Consider the following 21,756-nt stretch of genomic DNA (forward strand, 5'->3'; position numbering starts at 1 on the left):
AGATCGCTGCTCATTAGTGTGCGCGTGGAGGCACATCACCATCGTTTGAAGTCCAAAGACAAATTGTTTGAGAGCAGTGTTTGTAACGCCATTCACATCTTTCTCAGAATCATTGACTATGCGATTAAAAATGTTTCGCGAAATTTAGCCGATGAACCTGCATATTTAAAAGACCTTATCAAACATAGAAGCCCAACACAGGGGCGTCAATAACACAAATGAACAATTTTTGAACATATTGTGAAGGTGGAGAGTTTTCAGTAATTTATCGAAAATAAAAAACCGAAGCACAAAGCTTCGGTTTTGAGGAAAGCCCTGACGAAATTGCTTGTAAAAGCTCTTAGTGCCAGGGGTAAGGTGTTGAGTATTAGCTACCAGATGCAGGACAGCCTTTTACTGGTTGGCCATTACTGAAGTACTTGATGTTCTCTAAGTTCTTGTTGTAGTTATCCGCAGAGATTTGTGGGTTGTTTACGAAGAACTCGCGCAAAACGTATGCATCGGTTAGCTGTGTAGATTGAACATCGATAATTGGATAGTTATCGCCACCAGCAGCACTGAAGCTGATTACAGAGAATGTGTACGTTGCGTCTAGATCGAAGCCTTTATTGTTAATATCGGTAATGGTTACTGAGCCAGCATCACAATTTACATCTAAAGTGATGTTATCTAGTTGAGCGTAAGCACCAGACCCTGCAGATTTCGTCGCAACCACGTCTAGGTATTCTTTAACTTCTTTACCTGTCATAGTTGCTTTAGTCACGAAGTTACCAAATGGCTGAACCGTTAGTACGTCACGGTAAGTGATATCACCATCTTGGATTGAATCACGCACGCCGCCAGAGTTCATCACACCAAAGTCAGCATTTACCGTTTTGTAAGTACGGTATGCCTCGCCGAGTAGGTGACCTAGGTTAGTTTGTTGAGAGCGAACTACGTTACGATCACCTTCTAACTTACCCGTCGTATTAGAAATCTTCTCATCTAATAACTCTTGACCTTGTTGTTGGTATGGCAGTAGTAACGCTTTTACTGTTGCATCTTGTTGAATTCGTTCACCGATAACTTCATCGTTTTCGTCTAGAAGGTTTACAGGAATCAGTGCGTAGTTTGCTAAGTGAAGCTTGCCGTCGTAGTATTCGAAGTCTGCACGACCCACATATTTACCCCACTCATGCGCTTGCATAATCCAAGTACCTTTTTGTTGGTCTGGGGCACAATCATCCCCAGGTTTGAAATCAGCATACTCATTGGTACCTGGTTCCATACATACAGGGTTTTGCGAGTGACCACCGATGATAGCGTTTAGCTGTCCTTCTTCAAGAGAGCGAGCGAGTTTAACGTCACCTGGTGCTTCACTACCGTTTTTACCATCTTCGTAGTGACCCATGTGCGTCGTTGCAAATACTAGGTCTACCTTTTCGTTCTCTTCGATTTCCTTCAGTACCTTTTTGATTTCTACTTGAGGGTCTTCGAAGTGGATGTTTGATACGTTGTCTGGATTGACTAGCTTCGCAGTGTCTTGCGTTGTTAGACCAATAACAGCGATCTTAAGGCCGTTGATAGTAAATACTTTGTAAGGGTCGAAGTAACGCTCGTTTGTATCTTTTTTATAGATATTCGCAGCCAGCATAGGGAAGTCAGCTAGCTCGGCTTGCATATCGAGAATATCTAGTGAGTTATCAAATTCGTGGTTACCGACAGCCATTGCATCGTAACCAAGTAGGTTCATCCCTACGAAGTCTGGAACCGCATCTTGCATGTCTGATTCTGGTACACCGGTATTAATATCACCGCCAGATAGAAGAATGGTTTCACCGCCTTTTGCTTCGACTTCTGCGCGGATAGATTCGATTAAAGTGTGACGCGCAGCCATGCCGTATTCGCCGTCGCTGTTATGCCAAAAGCGACCATGGTTATCGTTAGTGTGGAGAACGGTGAACTTAGTACAAGAATCTGCAGTCTCGCAGGTTACTGGAGAATTGTCGCTGTCTGAGCCGCATCCTGCTAGCGCAGCGCCCACTGCCACTACCAAAAGAGATTTGGAAAACTTCATAAGGGATCCTTTCTTTGTGATTTTGTTATTGTTACGGCGTGAAATATACGGAATTAATGTGAAACTTTAGTGATCTATCTCTTATTTATACTTCTATCGGAGCAATGAATTAATAAGCCTGCAAACTACGTCTATAAATAAACAGAATTGGTATTTAGTATTTATTTTATATAGCTAGCTCTATTTTTTGTGAGGTAGTTAATTGAATGTGTGTTGTTTATGTGAATCAATGCGCATTTTTGCGAAGTATTACGCTGATTTTGGTGATAATTTTGCCAAGTTTATGTTTTCCCTAATAGGTATGACACAAATCGTTATAAATTTTCGCTCTAATGATGAGGGGTTCGGTTTGTATGCATAATGAACAGCACAGAACTTAAACTCATTTGATCATGGCTTTATTCTGCCTAACTCTATCAAAAATTGTATTTATCTCTTTACTATAATTGCGATCGTTTAGAAACCTTATGCTTTAGGCATCGTTTATTTATCCTCATCCGATACCTTATCGTGCTTATTCCGCATTTGACACTTGAGTGTTTAAACAAATAGATTCAACCTAATGAGTCAAAATGAAAAGTAAATAATGGATCGTTCTTCTTCGAATATTATGATGTGAACTATCATTTAATTAATGAAAATGAAATGGATTAATGTAAAGCGTTGCGACTGTAGCTGTAATCTTTGAGCTTTGGTTTAAAGGGTAGGGTTAAAAGAATTTGTAAATGGTTAACGCTAATAAAGGATGCTTATGAGATACACAGTAAGGGACGCACTCAAAAAGGAGGTAGCCCAAATCGCCAAGATACACGTTGATTCTTGGCAGGTGGCGTATAAAGGATTAATGCCAAAGAGCTACATAGAGCAGTTTACGATTGAGCGTCGAGAAAGGATGTGGGCGCGAGTGATGACGGAGCAACTGGCCCAATTGATCGTAGTTGAGAGGCAAGGAGAAATTGTTGGCTTTTTAAGTTACGAGTTACCTAACCACACCAGCGAAGATAAAACGGCATTAGTGACATGTTGCTACGTTACGCCGCTACATTATGGGCAAGGAGCAGGAAGTGCACTGTTAGATGAGTTAGAGACACGTTTGCTCTCTACGTCAGTTATGCAGATCAGTTTGAAAGCACTGGATACTAATCAACAGGGGCTTAACTTTTACAAGAAGTGTGGTTTTGTGCGTACTGGAGAGGAAGAGTCGGAAGTGATTGAGAGTATGACGCTGACCGATCTCACTTTAGTGAAGTATATTGCCCGTTCATAAATCAAATGCTATATGCCAAATATAGTAAAACCCCGGAGGTGGTAAGACTCCGGGGTTTTGAAATTTTGTAGATGTCTCGGTTGGTAAGTCCGATTATCTTTTATGCAAAAGGTTTGGATTTAATCCGATTAATTCCTTGGTAGGGAATTAGATACGGATGAAGTCCATGTGTTCAACTTTTGGCTTGAACGCGTGACGTTGAACGTCTTGTGGCTTAACTTTAACTTCTTTGCCATCGATAACTAGAACGATGCCTTCGTAGAATTCAGGCTTGTCCATTTGGTTTACGATGTCGTCGTGGTTAAGAACGATAGCTACTGCTGCTTCTTCACCGCCGTATACAACTGCAGGGAATTTGCCAGCGTGACGTAGGCGGCGGCTCGCACCTTTACCTAGTTCAGTACGTACTACTGCTTCGAATTTCATAGTATTTACTCTCAAATTAGTAAAAATCAAATGTTCACAATCAACAATGCGACCTTGTTGTTCGTGGTAAAGCTTGAAACAGGAACTGTTCAAGCGAGCGCGGATACTATCATTCCACTTATAAATGGGCAACCCAAATCGTATCCAAATCAACAAAAAGGTATGATTTAGCGGGGTGGAAGGCTATCCCTTTTAACGCTTTGCTTGGATTTTGTTCACATCGACTTCATTTTCATCGGTTTACTGATCATGGTCCGAAAAACAAAGTTTATGTGTTATATGCTTTATGTTCGGCTGAGATGTAAGACTAAAGATGCTTTTAATCCACCTAAAGCGCTTGTATCCAATGTTAATTGACCTCGGTAACTGTGTGCCATTTCACTGACTATGTTTAGACCAAGACCTGAGCCAGGGGTTGTTTCATCCAATCTAACTCCTCTCTTGATTACTTGACTCAGTTTCTCTTTAGGGATGCCTGGCCCATCATCTTCAATAATGATGTGTATATTTTCCTTATCCTGAGAGGAGTGCACACGAATCATGCTGTTGGCCCACTTATAGCCATTTTCTAGCAAGTTACCTAGCATTTCATCGAGATCGGTCTGCTCTACTGCTACATTCAGCTCTGAATCAAGTTCATTAATTAAGGTAATGCTTCGGCTCGCATACACTTTATCAAACGCCATTGAGATAGCATCCACACGATCTGCTGGGTTCGACTTCACTGATAATATGTTCATCGATCCGGCCATACGGGCACGACCCAAATGGTAATCGATATGGTCTTGTATTTGATTGATTGGAGCTCGGAGACGGGATTGTGCCTCAGGTTCTAACGTCTGAACTTCATTTTTTAGAACAGAAAGTGGCGTTTTAAGTGCATGAGATAGGTTACCTGCATGATTGCGAGCTCTCTCTAGTAATTCTTGGTAATGGAACAGCAGAGCGTTGAGGTCGAAGATTAGAGGAGAAATCTCTTTTGGGTAGGTTTCTTCTAGACTCTTTTTGTTACCAGACTTCAGCTCGGCTAATTCTTTTTGTAGCTTTGTAAGCGGACTCAATGACCAAGCAATTTGCAGTAAAATGACGGTAAGCACGCCCGCGAATAATAAACCCAAAATAAGCCAAAGTTGGCCGATTAACGTCTGAAGGGTATTTTTAATGGGCTCTTCGTCAATACCAATAATAATGTGAATAGGACCATCGTAATCAGGAAGATACAGTGCTTTTTCTAGCGTAATTAGTTTTTCGCCTCTTGCTCCATACGCATCTTTATCCAAACCTTTGTATTCGATTTTTTTGTCCCACAACGAACGAGAACGTTCGAGGCTTGCCTCTGTAGAGGCACTCCAATACAAACCACTGTAAGGTCGGTTAAATCGAGGGTCTGATAGCTGAGCTGCGAGTGAAAGATGCCCGGTGTTATCGACTTCTAACTGTGCTGCGACTTCATCCATAAAAATGCTGAGCTGTGAGCGAGTGTCATCAACCATATAGTTGTAGACCTGCGTCGGTATCGTCACACCAGCGGCGAGGATCATTGCCGTTAACCAAACGATCGCCGCTAAAACGAGGCGACTTTTGATACTCAGTCGTTTTATTGCGTTCAACGGTAGCCTGTTTCTATTCGGCATTTAATTGGTATCCCAACCCTCGGACAGTTTTGATGATCTTTGGTGCGATTTTTTTGCGAATTCGGCCGATAAAAACTTCGATTGTGTTGGAGTCACGATCAAAGTCTTGTTTGTAAATGTGCTCGACGAGTTCGGTTCGAGAAATCACTTTTTCCGGGTTATGCATAAAGTAAGCGACCACTTTATACTCTAGCGCCGTCAAGCTTACCGCTTGCCCTTGCCACATGACTTTAGAAGTGCGTGTATCCAAGCTCAAGTCGCCAATTTGCATCACAGGAGAGGCATTACCAGAGGCTCTTCGCAGCTGTGCACGAATACGAGCGATAAGCTCAACCATTTCAAATGGTTTAGTTAGGTAATCGTCTGCACCTGCGTTTAAGCCTTCAACTCGCTGCGTTAGGGTGTCGCGAGCGCTTAGAATCACGACAGGAGTATTAATGTTTTCATCTCTGATGCCTTTTAGGACGGTAAGACCATCCAGTTTTGGCAAGCCGAGGTCGAGAACAATGGCGTCCCATTCTTCCGAAGTCGCGCGATACAGAGCGTCTATGCCATCTTGGGACAATTCTGGTACCCAGCCGGTACTTTCTAATGTTTCGATGATTTGCTCGCCTAAACGAGGATCATCTTCAACAACAAGTATTTTCATATTGATGATTCTTATTATGTTTGGATTTTTATCGAAGTAAGCTACGCATCGCGTCTGGATTACGCATTAGACAAGTTTAGTTGTTTTGCGGCTTTAACGCTTTGTTAAAGCTGCGACCTTTGATCTCAAGCATTTCCAGCGTGGCGGCGTCGTACTCAACTTTCAGGACGCTATTGTTGTACAGAATTTTCAATTCATACACCCAAGCATCATCATCTTCTTCAAGCTCGACCTTGATGATGCGGCCGTATAGGTCGTTTTCTACTGCGGCGTAAAGTTCCGAAAATGGTCGTATATATCCTTGTTGAACCGCGCGATAGACCTCATCTTGATCTTCATCGAATTCGATGCGTGTTCCTGGCTTTTCGACATCTTGCACGATGGCGTGGCCATTTTGTGATGTGTACTCGTTGCCATGCTTGGCAAAACTTGGTGCACACATGAATGTCGTGATAAGGCCGAAAAGTAACGCAGAATGTAGAGAAGTCGTTGCTTTATACATAGTCAAACCTTTTCTGGAGCGTTAGCCGCAGTATATCGGATATAGATGAACAGAGAGTGAATCAGCTAATTAAGTTTTGCCATGTGTTGTCGATGTTATTTCAACTCATCTTCAAAAATTTTATCTCGCAGCTTCCAAAAGCGACCAGATTTTCTAGCAATAACAAACTGAGGCAAACGGAAACGATGTTGATTAGCTACAACGCGTGTCGGTGAAGCCTCTTCAAAAGGGCGATGCTTGTCTGCTAAGTGGGGGCGTACGAACTGATCTTTAAACGTTTGTTTTTGTTTTTTGGTACTCAATGACCAAAACTCATGAACTAACGCATTGCCTTCGCCTTGGTATGGTTCACCAGAATACGTCACTTTTAGCTGAGATTTACCATCACTGGACTTAAATACAGATAGGTCCATTTCTGTGCATTCAAAGATTAATGCATCTTTGAGATTAAGGGCTTCTTTTAGCTTTTTATCTGGGTCAACGAGCGTCGCGTCACACTCATGACAAATTCGTGCAGCGATATCGTTGTCCGCACCACATTCACCACAGTATTTGGCACGAAAACGGTAGCCACAGTGTTCACGTTCGCCTGTGTCTTCATCTTCAAAGTAACCTTGGCAACGTCTGCCAAAGTGTTCAACCAAGAAACCGTTACTATCCAACTTACCCCAGAAGTTGTTATTGAATCCGCAAGCCGGGCAAGGAATCGTGATAATTTCACTGTCAGAGTCTGGTTTTGGATCACCGACTTCAGGTTGGTATAAATCGTAGCTGTTGCCTGCGTAATCAAGCACTAAACATTCTGATTTTCCGTCTGATAAGCGTAATCCTCGTCCTACTATCTGCTGGTACAGACTGACTGACTCTGTTGGTCGCAAAATCGCGATTAAATCGACATGCGGCGCATCAAACCCGGTTGTCAGTACCGAAACATTGACTAAGTATTTTATTTGACGATTCTTGAACGCTTGGATGATCGCATCGCGCTCCGGCGTAGGTGTATCACCAATGACGATTTCAGTTTCGCCTTCTGGCAATAAACTGTGTATCTCCTGTGCGTGTCGAACAGTTGCAGCGAAGATCATGACACCTTGACGCTCTTTCGCATATTGCATGATTTGCTCAACAATTTGTGGAGTCGCACGTTTGGCTTTATCGATCACCATGTCCATTTCTGCTTCTTTGTAGCGTCCGGTGTTAGCGGGCTTCAGCTGAGAGAAGTCGTAAGACAAAACGGGCGCATCCATCATGCGGGCTGGAGTGAGGAAGTTTTCGTCGAGCAAGTAACGGATCGGCAGTTCGAAAATACAATCGCGGAAGAATCGAGGCTCTTCGGTTCGCACTTGACCTCGGGTGTGATACTGATAAATCCAGCCCATTCCTAAACGATAGGGCGTTGCAGTTAGTCCCAGCACCTTAATGCCAGGGTTCAGTTCTCGTAAGTGAGTAATAACTTTTTGGTAGCTGCTGTTTTTGTCATCGGGCACACGATGGCACTCATCAATAACGAGCAGAGAAAACTGGTTTTTGAACGAATCTAAGTTACGTACGACCGATTGAACCGAAGCAAACACGACTTGCTGGTCAGTTTCTTTTCGTCCCAATCCTGCTGAGAAGATAGAACCTTTTAAACCATAACCTTCATACTTCGCGTGGTTTTGCTCGACCAGTTCTTTTACGTGGGCGAGGACTAACACTCGTCCTTTCGCAAGGCGAGCAAGTTCTGCGATCACCAAGCTTTTCCCGGCACCGGTTGGCAGCACGATCACTGCTGGTGTCGAGTGTTTACGAAAGTAATGAATAACGGCTTTAACCGAGTCGGCTTGATAAGGACGAAGTGTGTACATGAAAATATGTGAAATTGCTCAACTATTCGAACGAGGAACGCTATAATACCTGACTTTTATACCCAAGTGACCTTTAAACCAAGATTTAGAGATCACTTGGGTATAATTCAATGAGGTATTCATGCGTTTAGATAAATATTTGTGTGACGCTCTGGGTGCAACACGCAAACAGGCAACAAAGATCATCAAAAGTGGAGACATCACCGTAGACGGTGAGGTTCAAAAAAGTGGTGCATTTAAAGTACCTGAAGGTGCGGAAGTGAAGTGGGAAGACCGTGTTATTGGTGCTCCTGGTCCTCGTTACATTATGTTGTATAAGCCTGCTGACTTTGTTTGTTCACATGAAGATGGCTACAACCAAACTGCATTCGCATTGCTTGATGAGCCTAAAATTGAAAACCTTCACTTTGCGGGCCGATTAGATGTCGACACAACTGGTTTAGTGTTGATTACGGATGATGGTAAGTGGTCTCACCGTATTACCTCACCTAAGCATAAGTGTGAGAAAACGTACCGTGTTTGGCTCGTCGATGCTATTCAGCCAGATTACGCGGAAAAGCTCGAACAAGGCATCATTTTGCGCAATGAATCAGAAGCAACATTGCCCGCTCGTTTGGAAATCGTGAACGAGGCCGAGAATGAAGTATTGTTAACTATCGTGGAAGGTAAGTATCACCAAGTGAAACGTATGTTCGCGGCGTTAGGAAATAAAGTTGAGTACTTACATCGTGAGCGTATTGGTTCTATCGAACTTGATGAGGCACTAGAACCAGGTGATTATCGCTACCTCACGCAAGAAGAAATTGATTCTATTTGGAATTAATTGTCAGCATGGGAAATTCTTTAGTTCCTAATAGGAACTAGTCTTTTGGTAGGAATTGGCTCAAAATAAATTTTCCTACCAAAATTAGTGCCTAGACAATTCCGGTGTGCTTACTCATCTCAGTGATATGCCTTTGCATTTAGCTGAGGCATGCATACTCTTATTGCAAAGTCTTCGGCTACGGTGAATGGAATGATGGTGTCAACGCCATCATTTTTACTGCATTGTGTTTGTTTCCCATAAACACATTTCGCTTTCACATGCTTTTCTATGTCGAGTTCGTCAAGGTCACACCTTGGTACATATTTGCCCTTATGATTCTCGAACGCTGGATAGAACAGGTTTTTGGCTTCTACATTCAGCGATATGAGAACTGTCCGTTATTTTCACTTTGTTCTGCAAGTATTGACGGTAGGGCCCCAACAAGAGGTAAAAGAATGACAGAAAAAGCTCAAAGTGCTCCGCAATCCCAAATCAGCTTTCTATTGTTTCTGGTACTAGGAGCGATTGGTGCTTTGACGCCTTTGGCGATCGATATGTATTTGCCTGCGATGCCGACAATAGCGAAAGATTTGGGGGTCGCGCCTGGCGCGGTTCAGATTACGTTGACGGCTTATACCGCGGGTTTTGCGATCGGCCAGTTAATTCACGGGCCGCTTGCCGATAGCTTTGGTCGCAGACCTGTGTTGATTTTAGGCGTACTTTTCTTCGGCTTGGCTGCTGTTGTGAGTGCGACAACAAATGGCATTGATGCGCTGACCTATGTACGTACGGCACAAGGTTTTGCTGGCGCGGCAGCGGCGGTCATTATCCAAGCCGTCGTGCGTGACATGTTTGACCGTGAAGACTTTGCACGCGCAATGTCCTTCGTTACTCTGGTCATTACTATTGCGCCGTTGGTGGCACCGATGATCGGTGGCCATCTCGCGATTTGGTTTGGTTGGCGTTCCATTTTTTGGGTACTAGCTATTTTCGCTGTAGTTGTGATTTTTCTCGTACTTTGGAAAATCCCTGAAACGTTACAGCCTGAAAATCGTCAGCCTCTTCGTTTCCGCACGACGCTGAGAAACTACGCCAGATTATGCTCCAATCCTGAAGCGATCGGTTTGATGCTCTCAGGTGCGTTTTCATTTTCCGGAATGTTTGCATTTTTGACGGCGGGTTCGTTTGTTTATATTGATTTATATGGTGTTCGACCAGACCACTTTGGTTACCTATTTGGTTTGAACATTGTGGCGATGATCATCATGACCAGTATTAATGGTCGCTTGGTGAAGAAAGTTGGTTCCCATGCCATGCTTCGTTTTGGGTTGTTCGTGCAACTTTTGGCGGGGATTGGTTTATTCGTAAGTTGGTTAATGGACTTCGGATTATGGGGCATTGTACCTTTTGTTGTGCTGTTTATCGGTACATTGTCGACGATAGGTAGTAACGCGATGGCGCTGCTTTTAAGTGGTTACCCATCAATGGCGGGTACGGCGTCGTCTCTAGCGGGGACATTAAGATTCGGTATCGGTTCATTGGTTGGTGCGCTGGTGGCATCACTGCCCGGGAATGTTGCTTGGCCGATGATCATCGTAATGTTTGCTTGTTCTGTGCTTTCAGCACTGTTTTATTGGACTTTAGGAAGAAAGGCGTAATGTCGAATTACACCAAAGAAATTCAAAACTTGGTTAACTCAGCACTTGAAGAGTTAGATCAAGAGCATCGCTCAGGTAAGTTAGCCAATGCCCCTGTTGCGAATAACCATTATTTAGTGCGTTGGGTAACAAAGGCGCTAAAATCACAACGTTTCGGACGTACGGTAGGCGATGACTTAACGCGTTGGCAAAAAGCAGGTCGCTCACAGGGGAACGATGCTGGTTTGTTGTTTATCTTTAAACGTATTTCTGCTTTTTATGCGCAATTCTTCCCTGAAGGTGAAGACTCCAAAGTGTTCAAAGATTCAGATATTGAGTCTTTTCTTGATTTGATGGAGCAAGCAGGCTGGGAAGTCTCAACGTCTGAGCAACTGATTGGGTGCGGCAAAGTACAAATCTTCACTGAAGGTCAAAACTCTTTAGCGTTATGTGCAGACCAATGCGAAAGCTGTTTTGATGGCGAGTTGCTCGTAAAGCCAATGAGTTGGTTTGTACGTGGCAATCATGCTGAGTTTGTTGAGAAAGCAGCGCAAGCGGGCTTTATGGTTCATAAGGTAACAGACTACAAATCGATGGTGAAATACCATGGCGAGTACCTTATTTTTCCAGCAAACGAAGGCAACCAGTTAGCCGAAATTCCACTCTCGTTCAAAGCTGACTAAAGTGACATTTTGAGTGTTTAGAAGCCCCTGTTATTGGGGCTTTTTGTTTTCTAAACGGTTTGCTTCTTTCGCGATGGCTTTGACCATGCCTTTAAATATGAAAAGATGGGCTGGCATCATTGCAAACCAATAAAGCAGCCCAAGAAACCCTTGCGGGTGCCACCAGGCGGTAATATCCAGCTCTCGTTCGTCACCGAGATCTTTGATGGTAATTTCTAAACGCCCAAGGCCTGGGCCTTTCATACCAAAAAACAGTGAAAGAAACTGATTATTATCGCAGCGAATCACTTTCCAAGAGTCAATAAAATCACCGACTTTAAGCTCTGGTCCAGGAGGAGAAACGCGAATCGGTTTTCCGCCACCAAAAAAGATATCGAGCCATTCACGTGTACGCCACAAGATGTTGGCAAAGTAATAGCCTTTTTCGCGACTCCCGATCTTTTGCGCCACTTTCCATAATGCCGCAGCGGAGGCATGAGTTTTAATGCTCGCTCCAGCTTGTTTTGGGTAATAGCCATATCCTGGTTGCCATCGACGAAGCGCTGCGGGTTCAAACCCCCAGACATTACTGCGTACAAATGTGCCTTCATCTTGAATGGTATCAGTTACCGCTTGCTCGTAGCTGATCAGCGTTTGAGGAAATCGTTCTTCAATCGCTTTGGAGTCTGCAATGTAGTCGTGCTCTAAGCCCGCAAGTAATGCTTTACCGATACTAGTTGGCACTGAGGTAACTAAACCTAGCCAGTACGATGCCATTTTCGGAGTAAGTAGCGGGGTCGACCACAGCCGATACGGCTTGTTCGTGATTCGGCAAATGACTTTGAACTGTTCGCGGTAGCTAAGTGTATCTGGCCCACCAACTTCATAAATTTGACTTTCTTCTGGAGAGGGGGCTTCTGCTAACTTCAACAAATAGTGGTTGAGATTGGGCAAGGCAATAGGGTTCGCTTTTGAGTCGACCCATTTAGGCGCGATCAAAATAGGTAAGTTGTAGACAAAGTCACGCATGATTTCGAAAGCGGCAGAGCCGGGGCCGATGATAACGCCAGCACGCAATTCAGTTACTGGAATACCAGACTGTCGAATTATTTTTCCCGTGGCTTTACGAGCGGCTAAATGGCGAGAGTTTCCGGTTTGAGGTTGAATGGCGCTCAAATAGATAACATGCTCGACGGAGCTTTGTTCCAACGCAAATTTGAAGTTCAAAGCAAGGTTTAGTTCGTACTCAACAAAGTCATCACCTTGAGCCATCCCGTGCACGAGAAAAAATACTAAATCAAAATCGTTCACTACTGCCTTCGTGGTCTCTGCGTCAGCCAAGTCGAGATACCTTAACGTTAAATTAGGGTGAGGCTGAGTTCTTGACTCTAAATAATCAATATGTCGCGCCGCTGCTGTGACGGCGTAACCTTTATCTAAAAGTAACGGAAGAAGTTGAGAGCCAATGTAACCCGAGGCGCCTAGCACCACCACCTTTTTCATTATCTGTCCTTTTATCGTTGGTGGAATAAACACCACAGAGTATAATCATGAGACACTTTCCCCATTCTATCAATAAGTTGTCGTTGGAGCGCTTGTGACTTTTCTTTCTCAACTCTCAATACACGCAGATAAAGCATTCTTACGTCGTTTATTTGCAATCGCGTTACCAATTACACTGCAAAGCATGATGTTTTCAAGCCGAAGCCTCGTCGATGTTCTTATGCTTGGTCAACTTGGTGAAGCTGAAATTGCCGCTGTTGGAGTTGCTGCACGCGCGACTTTCGTCACCACCATCATGTTAGTTGGGGTGACAACGGGCGGTGCGTTGTTAACCGCTCAATATTGGGGGGCTGGCGATAAAGTTGGGGTGCGTCGCAGTACCGCTTTAACATGGATGATCGCAATGATGTTTGCTGCGATTGCTGTTGCTTTGTTTGTTGTTTTTCCACAACTCATCATGAGCTTGACTACCGATTCACAAGAAGTGATTGAATTAGGGGCCAGCTATCTCATTATTTCGTCGGTTAGCATGTTTGCTGTTGCATGTGTGGCCAGTATGTCGGTGGGCCTAAGGGCGATGCACCAACCAGGCCTAAGCACTTTTTTTAGTGGTATAGGCATTTTATCTAATGTTTTTCTTAACTGGGTTTTAATTTTTGGTCAATTAGGCTTTCCTGCTCTGGGTATTACGGGAGCAGCGATCGCAACGGTAATCAGTGGCGCGATCGAAGTAGGTTGCTTGTTTGGTTATCTATGGTTGAAAAAACACATAATCGCATTTGGTTGGGATGATATACGCGCAGGATTGGTCTTAGATAAAATTACGAGTTTCTTGAGCCTCTCTTTGCCAACCACATTTAACTTCTTGGCGTGGGCTGGTGGGCTGTTTGCTTATCACGCCATCATGGGGCAAGCAGGCGTACAAGGTTTGGCGGCACTTTCCGTAATGACACCTGTTGAGTCGATCGCATTGGCGATGATGATTGGCTTATCGAATGCGGCTGCAGTTCTAGTCGGGAACCAGCTCGGCGCTCGTAATTTTGAACCCGTTTATTATCAAGCATGGGCTACGGTCATTTTGAATGTGCTTATCGCATTTGTGGTCGCCATCTTGTTGATAGTGTCAAATCAATGGATCCTTAATGCGTTTAGTGCACTGACAACAGACACTCGCGAGCTAGCTGAACAGTTTATGGTGATTCTAGCGTTGGGTGTCGTGTTACGCTCGGTGCCGATGATGGCGATTGTTGGTGTATTACGCGCGGGCGGTGATGTTAAGTTTTGTTTGTATCAAGACATCTTGGCGCAGTGGGTGATCGGGATTCCACTCGCAGCATTTGCAGCGATTTATCTCAATTGGGACCCACAATGGGTTTACTTACTCTTTTTGACGGAAGAAGTTGTGAAGTGGGCGATTTGCTTGCCAAGAATGGTTAGCCGAAAATGGATGAAAAACCTGATTGGCCAGTAAGGAGGAACAGAGTTTATTTTGGCTGCAAAAATCTGCTCAAAACGTCAACAAAATTAGCAACAGAAAGTGAATCGAGTTGCATTTGTACTTCCATAGTGTGATCAAGCATTCAAAATACTTTCTACTAACAGGATTTTAGTGTAGATTCTGATCCCAATTTTTAAACACCATCCGAGCGGCATAATCAATGTTAAAACTGTCAGACCTATGTAAAGGCTATGTAGACGGGGGAGAGTTTCACCCTGTATTGCAAGGGGCAGAATTAACATTGCAGCAAGGCGACCAAGTTGCTCTGATGGGAGAAAGTGGTTCGGGTAAAAGTACTCTGCTGAATTTAATCGCCGGATTAGATACTGCTGACTCTGGTGAAGTGCAGTTTCCAAATTTTGCTATGCATGAAGCACCGGAGCATTTAAGAACCCTTTATCGCCGCAACAATATTGGTAATATCTTCCAACAATTCAACCTGCTTCCTACACTTAATATTGCCGACAATATTCGTTTTTGTCGTCAGTTAAAAGGTCTGCCGGAAGATAAAGAGTTGTGGCGTCAAATTCTTTCTGCTTTGGACTTAATGCCATTGCTAGGACGTTATCCGGAAGAGGCGTCTGGTGGTCAGCAACAACGTGCGGCGATTGCTCGCGCCCTTTATATGGAACCCAAAATCCTGCTTGCTGATGAGCCAACTGGTAGCCTAGACGAGCGAAACGCAGAAGCAGTAATGCGCTTATTAACGAGTCTCGCTCGCCAATTGGAGTGTACTTTGCTGTTAGTGACGCACAGTGAAAAAGTGGCCGCCCATATGGAAGGAAAGATTCGACTTCAAGGAGGGCAGCTACATGTTATGGCCCGTAGTTAAGGCACTACTCGGTCATTACCGTCGTTACCCTCTACAAATTATTCTTGTCTGGCTGGGATTAACTTTAGGCGTGTCCCTCCTTGTTGGTGTTACTTCTATCAACCAGCATGCAAAACAAAGTTATGCCACTGGGGAAAAACTTTTCTCCAATCCTTTGCCATACCGAATCCGAACGAAGCACTCTGCCAATAAAATTCCTCAAGGTTTCTATATTCAGTTACGTCGAGCTGGGTTTAACCAATGTGCACCGTTTGACGTGCTTCATCTAGATGCCAAGACCGATATGAGCCTGATGTTGGTGGGGATAGATCCTGTTGCGATGATCCCACTACAACAAGGAAAATCGCTAGGTGAGATGCCTGTTTTATCTCTAATGAAGCCTCCTTATCCTATTCTTGTTAGTCAAGATTTGGCCGCTTACATGAGTTGGCAGGATGGGGACTTCATTGAGATGAATGACGGAAGCCGTCTTGGGCCTATTCAAGTAGATAAGGACAAGATGCTTTCGGGTACTCGGCTGGTTACTGATATATCGTTGTTGCGTATGCTCAAGCGGAGCTCAGGTTTGTCTGCGATTTCTTGTGGTGAAATGCCAGAGGAAAGGCTAATAGCACTGAAAAACATGCTGCCAAACGGAATGACGCTCGTTAGGAATACGCGTACAGAGCTTGAGTCGCTAACTAACGCATTCCATATGAATCTCACCGCGATGGGAATGCTGTCGTTTTTGGTCGGGTTGTTTATTTTTTATCAAGCGATGTCTCTGTCTTTCATCCAGCGACAACGTTTGGTCGGTATTTTGAGACAGACTGGTGTTAACGGAACACAGTTAGCGCAAGCTTTATTACTAGAGTTGTCTTTGCTCGTCTTTATTGCGTGGGCGTGTGGTAACTTTTTTGGCTTGATCTTAGCAAATGAACTTATCCCAGCAGTGTCTTCGAGCCTGAGTGATTTGTATGATGCCAACGTAGGCTTAACCATAGGATGGTCATGGCAATCTAGCTTATACAGTCTAATCATGGCAGCGATGGGTGCGTTGATATCGTGTCTGTGGCCATTAATCCGTTTGTTGAAGTCACAACCAATCCGCCTTTCTTCTCGACTGTCGCTAATGCGATTTGCTGGAAGAGAGTTCTCTTGGCAGGCGCTTGCGGCATGTGCGTTTTGTGTCGCTGCAATAGCGGTATATCAGGCGCCGAAAACACAAGAAACCGGCTTTGCTATTATTGCGCTGATGTTGGTTAGTGTGGCGTTGTTTATGCCATTTATTATGTGGCATATGTTCCAAAGTTTTTCTTATACCATGCGATGGGTTCGTGTCCGTTGGTTTTTTGCTGATGCAGCAGCCAGCATGAGCTATCGCGGTGTGGCTACGATGGCGTTTATGTTAGCGCTGGCGGCAAACATTGGTGTAGAAACAATGGTCGGAAGCTTTCGAGATACAACCGATAAGTGGCTAAATCAGCGATTAGCCGCTGATGTGTACATCTATCCGACCAACAATTCAGCCGCTAGGATGAGCGCATGGCTCCAGAATCAGCCTGAGGTGAACTCGGTTTGGTGGCGCTGGGAAAAAGATATGCCGACCGAGCATGGTGCTCTGCAAGTTGTGAGTACGGGCTCTTCTGAAGGTGAGCTAGACTCACTTACCGTCAAGTTAGGTGCCCCAAATTACTGGTATCAACTGCACGCTACCAAGAGCTTAATGGTCAGCGAGTCGATGGCCTTGAAGCTGGATATCCGCCCTGGAGACTTCATTAACTTGCAGGAACCGCTTGGTGGGGATTGGCAAGTCGTAGGCGTTTACTACGATTATGGAAACCCATATAACCAGGTGATGATGTCGCACCGGAATTGGCTGTATGCATTTGCAGGTACGGGTAATGTTGGTCTTGGCGTCGTATTAAAAGATAACGTCAATGGAGAAGGGCTGAAAAATCGCTTAGAGAATGTATTCCGTCTCCCGCAAGATCGTGTGTTTGATAACGGTAATATTTATAGCCAAGCAATGAGAGTGTTTGATCATACCTTTGCGATAGCGGGAACCTTGGGCAATATCACGCTGATTATTGCCGTGTTTGGTTTATTCTTTGCGACGTTGGCAGGAGAACTTTCACGGCAGCGGCATTTTTCCTTATTAAGGTGCATGGGTGTGTCCGGAAAAGAACTTGTCGTATTAGGTGGTTTGCAGCTATTCGTCTTCGGAGCCATTTCTGCGATTATTGCAGTGCCGCTCGGCTTGGCGCTCGCACATTTGATCGTTGATATTATCATTAAGCAATCATTTGGCTGGTCTCTAGAGCTTCAAACGATTCCATGGGAGTATGCTCAAACCATTGCTTGGGCGATGCTTGCCATCATGGTTGCTGGCGCATTGCCAGTTATTAGAATGATCAAAAGTACACCGATGAAGTCATTAAGGGACGCGTTGTAATGAAAAAAGTGGGCTCTAAAAAACGCTTGTTGGTTTCAACGCTCATTGTTGTTACGTTCGCTTTTCTGACTGGGGCTGCTTTTTACTCAACTTTTTGGTTAGAGGCGACAGCAACACGAGAAAGCGAACTTGATTCTATCTTAACGCGTGAAAATCAAACGATTTTCGAGCCTGTACTACCTAATGAGCATGTCTCTTTACCCTCAGACTTTCGCTTTCATCCCGAGTATCAGCATGAATGGTGGCACTACTTTGCGAAACTAAAAGATGAGCAAGGCAAGATCTACAATGTTCAATGGAGCTATTTCAGGGTTGCGACGGACGAGCGAGAAACCAGCGGTTGGCAGAACCCTCAATTGTACATTTCACATGTTGTCGTCAGTCATGGCTCGCATGTATGGAAAGAGCAACGGGTAGCTAGAGGTGGGATAGGCCAAGCTGGTATGATCAATCGTCCTTTCAGGTTATGGATTGATAATTGGACTTGGCGATCACTCGGTGCGACGCCTTTCCCGGGTAACTTGAATGTGAATACTGATACGTTTGGACTTGAGCTCAATACCATGACAAACGGCCCCTTTGTCGTGAATGGAGACAAAGGTTTCCAAGTTAAACATGCGTTGCAATCTGTTGCTTCTTTCAGCTTCAGTGCTCCATTTTTAAAAGTAAAAGGCAGCTTAAGCTTAAATGGTAAGCGATTCTTAGTGACGGGTTCTGCTTGGGCGCAAAAAGAGTGGGGCAGCGGCTTAATTGGTGAGGGGCAACAAGGCTGGGATTGGTTTGTTTTCAATTTAGATGATGGTCGAGCATTAACTGTTAGCCGTTATCGTCACCATGGGCAAACACCGCACGTGTTTGGCACGTTGTCGACACGCTCAGGTAAAGTCATCAACCTCTCAGACGATGATATCAGTATCAAGCCAATGCAAGTGACCAGTTTATCCAATGGAAGAAGGTTACCTTTGCAATGGATTATCAATATTCCGAAGCATCAAATTAATTTGACTACCCGCATTATCAAGTCAGATATGTGGCTACCCTTTGTAATACCTTACTGGGAAGGGCCTACTTTAGCCTCCGGCTCCAATGAGGCTTGGGGCTTTATGCAGCTGACAGGCTATTGAGTTGTGAAGAAAACCACCCCCTACGGGTGGTTTTTTAGTGCGCGAAGCTTCCTAGCTTTTTCTCAAAAGTACGGGGTTATCATGATGGTACAAGCCGTGTTATGCTGATTTTCTCATCATCTTGATAAATATTTGGTGCGACAAAAACAAATACGATCTCCGATCAAAATTGAGTGTCATGTTGGAAAATACGATGTATAGTAAACTTAACATCGAAAAAACCGAAGTTTATACTCTGAAGAAGCGATTATTCTAAAGTTTTCGACAGCTATACACTCTTATCACTCTTTGTTAATCGTTTATTAAGATAATAAATATAAGGACGAAACCATGAACGATGTCATTCGTGACTTTTTCAAAATGGAATCAGCAGGTGGTATTCTTCTCGTAATCGCAGCGGCAATTGCGATGACCATTGCTAACTCACCGCTGGGCGAAACTTATCAATCTGTACTGCATACTTATGTATTCGGTATGTCAGTTTCTCACTGGATTAATGACGGCCTAATGGCTGTTTTCTTCTTACTTATTGGCCTTGAAGTGAAGCGAGAGCTACTTGAAGGAGCGCTAAAATCAAAAGAAACCGCAATTTTCCCTGCGATTGCAGCGGTTGGTGGTATGTTAGCCCCTGCTCTTATTTACGTTGCGTTTAATGCTAACGACCCAGAGGCGGTTTCTGGCTGGGCCATTCCAGCTGCGACGGATATTGCATTTGCTCTAGGTATCATGGCGCTACTAGGTAAGCGCGTACCAGTAAGCCTTAAAGTGTTTTTGTTAGCTCTCGCTATCATCGACGATTTAGGCGTGGTTGTTATTATTGCACTGTTTTACACAGGTGATCTTTCTAGCATGGCGCTGCTTGTTGGCTTCATCATGACTGGTGTCCTGTTCATGTTGAATGCGAAGGAAGTAACGAAACTGACGCCATACATGATAGTCGGCGCGATCTTATGGTTTGCGGTACTTAAATCTGGTGTTCACGCAACACTTGCAGGCGTAGTGATCGGCTTTGCTATTCCTCTTAAGGGTAAACAGGGCGAACATTCCCCACTTAAGCACATGGAGCACGCACTTCATCCATACGTGGCATTTGGTATCTTACCTCTATTCGCATTTGCAAATGCGGGGATTTCGCTAGAAGGCGTATCGATGTCAGGCCTAACTTCAATGCTGCCATTAGGTATTGCTTTGGGGCTACTGGTTGGTAAGCCTCTAGGTATCTTCACCTTTAGTTGGGCAGCTGTGAAAATGGGTGTAGCTAAGTTACCGGAAGGCATTAACTTCAAGCATATCTTTGCGGTCTCTGTGTTGTGTGGTATCGGTTTTACAATGTCTATATTCATTTCCTCTTTAGCGTTTGGAAATGTAAGCCCTGAGTTTGATACCTATGCTCGACTAGGTATCTTAATGGGCTCGACGACAGCCGCGTTACTTGGCTACGCGTTACTGCACTTTTCTTTGCCTAAGAAAGCGCAAGCGTAAGATACACACTGTTTAGTAAAGCCTCCCATTCGGGAGGCTTTTTTATGTCTGCAGATTGGCACATCAACCACTTCAGGGTGGTTACTTTTGTGACCAACTAAGGCCTAGCTTATGGAGATGGGGCAAATCATCGAAAGAGGCGCTTGGTAAATCTACAGGCGAAAAAAAGCCCAGCCGAAAATTTGACTGGGCGGATACAAACATAGGAGTTAATAAGAAAAAAGCAGCAACGTAACAATTAGATGGAAACAAGTTTGACGGCCAGTGAAACTTCAAATGCCCTAACTGTTACGTATATTCAGACCGAGCCTTTTCCAAACAGTTCCATTTTTTTTCAAAAAATTTCTACTTAATGCTTTCTAGCTTCTTACACACCCGAAAGTAATAGAAAAATCGAGATGGATTACCAACTTGGCGAAGTTACTAACTTCTGTGTTTCTCATTTTATCTCCCCTAGAACCGAAGATGTATTTCATTCTCTCGTCGCTCACTCCGAGCCGCCAAGGCTATTGTTAGCGTTTCAATTGCGATGGACTGAGAAATTTGATCGTTTTCTTCTGACAAGCTTCACTGGAGTATTCGATTGAATTTCAAAAGATTAGATCACACCTTTTATTGTCTGGTCAGACCAATTGGTTAAAGTGTGATGTTAATCATTTGTTAATCTGAAGTTTCGGGAGTATATTTTCAAACAGTTGTTTAATACGAGTGATTAAAATGGCCCCGAGAACATCAACAAAAGAAAAAATACTCGATGTCGCAGAAGGACTCTTTGCTGAACATGGCTTTAATGATACTTCGCTAAGAACGATAACAGGTAAAGCTAACGTTAACCTAGCATCGGTAAACTATCACTTTGGCGATAAAAAAACGCTGGTTAGAGCGGTTTTAGATAGGTATTTAGAAGCACTAATGCCGAGCATTAAGACTTCATTAATTGAGTTAAACACGCGCGATAGCTACAACATGGACGATGTCTTTGAGTCATTGCGATTACCTTTACGTACATTAAATGATGTACGCCCAAATGGTACTGCGCTATTTATGTTGTTAATTGGCCGCGGTTATACAGACGTTCAAGGTCATCTACGCTGGTTCATTACCACCAGATACGAAGAGGTACTGAACCTTTTCACTTTCTCGATAATGAAGGCGAACCCGGAACTATGTGAAGAACAGTTGTTTTGGCGACTGCACTTCACGTTAGGAACCTGTGTATTTACGATGGCTTCAAGCCAGGCTCTTTCGGAGCTGGCAGAAAGTAAGTTTGAAAAGGAAGTCGATGTGAAATCTGTCGTCGATTTACTGATTCCATATTTGTCAGCAGGAATGTCAGCAAAGCAGTTGGCATAAGACAAATAAGAAAGTTAAACCAATAATAAGATTATACCCCGAGCG

Annotated in this window: 17 protein-coding genes; 10 read left to right on the forward strand and 7 right to left on the reverse strand. The window is 44.0% G+C overall.

The window, feature by feature from the left end:
* Positions 1-367: 367 nt before the first annotated feature.
* A complete protein-coding gene (ushA, locus tag R7070_RS08355; RefSeq protein WP_017634888.1) occupies positions 368-2,056 on the reverse strand; it encodes a bifunctional UDP-sugar hydrolase/5'-nucleotidase UshA in 1,689 nt (562 codons plus the stop codon).
* Positions 2,057-2,807: 751 nt separating this feature from the next.
* On the opposite strand from ushA, the gene R7070_RS08360 reads away from it, so the two are divergent.
* On the forward strand, positions 2,808-3,323 hold the full coding sequence (locus R7070_RS08360) for a GNAT family N-acetyltransferase (RefSeq protein ID WP_033905116.1): 516 nt from the start codon (positions 2,808-2,810) through the stop codon (positions 3,321-3,323).
* Between the two features lie 147 nt (positions 3,324-3,470).
* Here R7070_RS08360 and rplY read toward each other — a convergent pair whose 3' ends face one another.
* The 5 genes from rplY to R7070_RS08385 form a co-directional block, all read right to left on the reverse strand.
* Complete coding sequence (gene rplY, locus R7070_RS08365; RefSeq protein WP_005378066.1) at positions 3,471-3,749, reverse strand: 50S ribosomal protein L25; 279 nt, start codon at positions 3,747-3,749, stop codon at positions 3,471-3,473.
* Between the two features lie 284 nt (positions 3,750-4,033).
* Complete coding sequence (locus R7070_RS08370; RefSeq protein ID WP_005378071.1) at positions 4,034-5,383, reverse strand: ATP-binding protein; 1,350 nt, start codon at positions 5,381-5,383, stop codon at positions 4,034-4,036.
* On the reverse strand, positions 5,373-6,032 hold the full coding sequence (locus R7070_RS08375) for a response regulator transcription factor (RefSeq protein WP_005378073.1): 660 nt from the start codon (positions 6,030-6,032) through the stop codon (positions 5,373-5,375). Before R7070_RS08375 ends, R7070_RS08370 begins: the two co-directional genes overlap by 11 nt.
* A gap of 76 nt (positions 6,033-6,108) precedes the next feature.
* Positions 6,109-6,474: a PepSY domain-containing protein gene (locus R7070_RS08380; RefSeq protein WP_372008595.1), complete on the reverse strand. Its 366-nt coding sequence runs from the start codon at positions 6,472-6,474 to the stop codon at positions 6,109-6,111.
* Between the two features lie 155 nt (positions 6,475-6,629).
* The gene (locus tag R7070_RS08385; RefSeq protein ID WP_021707635.1) at positions 6,630-8,381 is read right to left on the reverse strand and encodes a DEAD/DEAH box helicase; all 1,752 of its coding nucleotides are present in this window, start codon (positions 8,379-8,381) and stop codon (positions 6,630-6,632) included.
* A 121-nt stretch (positions 8,382-8,502) separates the two neighbouring features.
* Between R7070_RS08385 and rsuA the strand changes: the two genes are divergently transcribed.
* The 3 genes from rsuA to R7070_RS08400 all read left to right on the forward strand — a co-directional run bounded on the left by rsuA (position 8,503) and on the right by R7070_RS08400 (position 11,506).
* On the forward strand, positions 8,503-9,204 hold the full coding sequence (gene rsuA, locus R7070_RS08390; RefSeq protein ID WP_239931979.1) for a 16S rRNA pseudouridine(516) synthase RsuA: 702 nt from the start codon (positions 8,503-8,505) through the stop codon (positions 9,202-9,204).
* Between the two features lie 437 nt (positions 9,205-9,641).
* Entirely contained in the window at positions 9,642-10,844 is a 1,203-nt protein-coding gene (locus R7070_RS08395) for a Bcr/CflA family multidrug efflux MFS transporter (protein WP_017820848.1), read from the forward strand.
* A complete protein-coding gene (locus R7070_RS08400; protein WP_239931980.1) occupies positions 10,844-11,506 on the forward strand; it encodes a DUF2913 family protein in 663 nt (220 codons plus the stop codon). Before R7070_RS08395 ends, R7070_RS08400 begins: the two co-directional genes overlap by 1 nt.
* Before the next feature lie 30 nt (positions 11,507-11,536).
* Here the strand turns inward: R7070_RS08400 and R7070_RS08405 are convergent, their stop codons facing one another.
* The gene (locus R7070_RS08405; RefSeq protein ID WP_256900335.1) at positions 11,537-12,988 is read right to left on the reverse strand and encodes a DUF2867 domain-containing protein; all 1,452 of its coding nucleotides are present in this window, start codon (positions 12,986-12,988) and stop codon (positions 11,537-11,539) included.
* Positions 12,989-13,082: 94 nt separating this feature from the next.
* On the opposite strand from R7070_RS08405, the gene R7070_RS08410 reads away from it, so the two are divergent.
* The 6 genes from R7070_RS08410 to R7070_RS08435 all read left to right on the forward strand — a co-directional run bounded on the left by R7070_RS08410 (position 13,083) and on the right by R7070_RS08435 (position 21,711).
* On the forward strand, positions 13,083-14,459 hold the full coding sequence (locus R7070_RS08410) for an MATE family efflux transporter (RefSeq protein WP_256900336.1): 1,377 nt from the start codon (positions 13,083-13,085) through the stop codon (positions 14,457-14,459).
* A 187-nt stretch (positions 14,460-14,646) separates the two neighbouring features.
* Positions 14,647-15,318 carry an ABC transporter ATP-binding protein gene (locus tag R7070_RS08415; RefSeq protein ID WP_005378040.1) on the forward strand — a complete coding sequence of 224 codons (672 nt, stop codon included), beginning with the start codon at positions 14,647-14,649 and terminating at the stop codon, positions 15,316-15,318.
* Entirely contained in the window at positions 15,299-17,752 is a 2,454-nt protein-coding gene (locus R7070_RS08420; RefSeq protein ID WP_256900337.1) for an ABC transporter permease, read from the forward strand. Before R7070_RS08415 ends, R7070_RS08420 begins: the two co-directional genes overlap by 20 nt.
* Complete coding sequence (locus tag R7070_RS08425) at positions 17,752-18,876, forward strand: lipocalin-like domain-containing protein (RefSeq protein WP_238972107.1); 1,125 nt, start codon at positions 17,752-17,754, stop codon at positions 18,874-18,876. The genes R7070_RS08420 and R7070_RS08425 overlap by 1 nt, the downstream gene beginning before the upstream one ends.
* A 330-nt stretch (positions 18,877-19,206) precedes the next feature.
* Entirely contained in the window at positions 19,207-20,358 is a 1,152-nt protein-coding gene (nhaA, locus tag R7070_RS08430) for a Na+/H+ antiporter NhaA (RefSeq protein WP_005378034.1), read from the forward strand.
* Positions 20,359-21,075: 717 nt separating this feature from the next.
* Complete coding sequence (locus R7070_RS08435) at positions 21,076-21,711, forward strand: TetR/AcrR family transcriptional regulator (RefSeq protein ID WP_005378033.1); 636 nt, start codon at positions 21,076-21,078, stop codon at positions 21,709-21,711.
* Positions 21,712-21,756: the final 45 nt, after the last annotated feature.

This window comes from Vibrio sp. 1557, from assembly GCF_033340175.1.
Taxonomy (GTDB): domain Bacteria; phylum Pseudomonadota; class Gammaproteobacteria; order Enterobacterales; family Vibrionaceae; genus Vibrio; species Vibrio alginolyticus.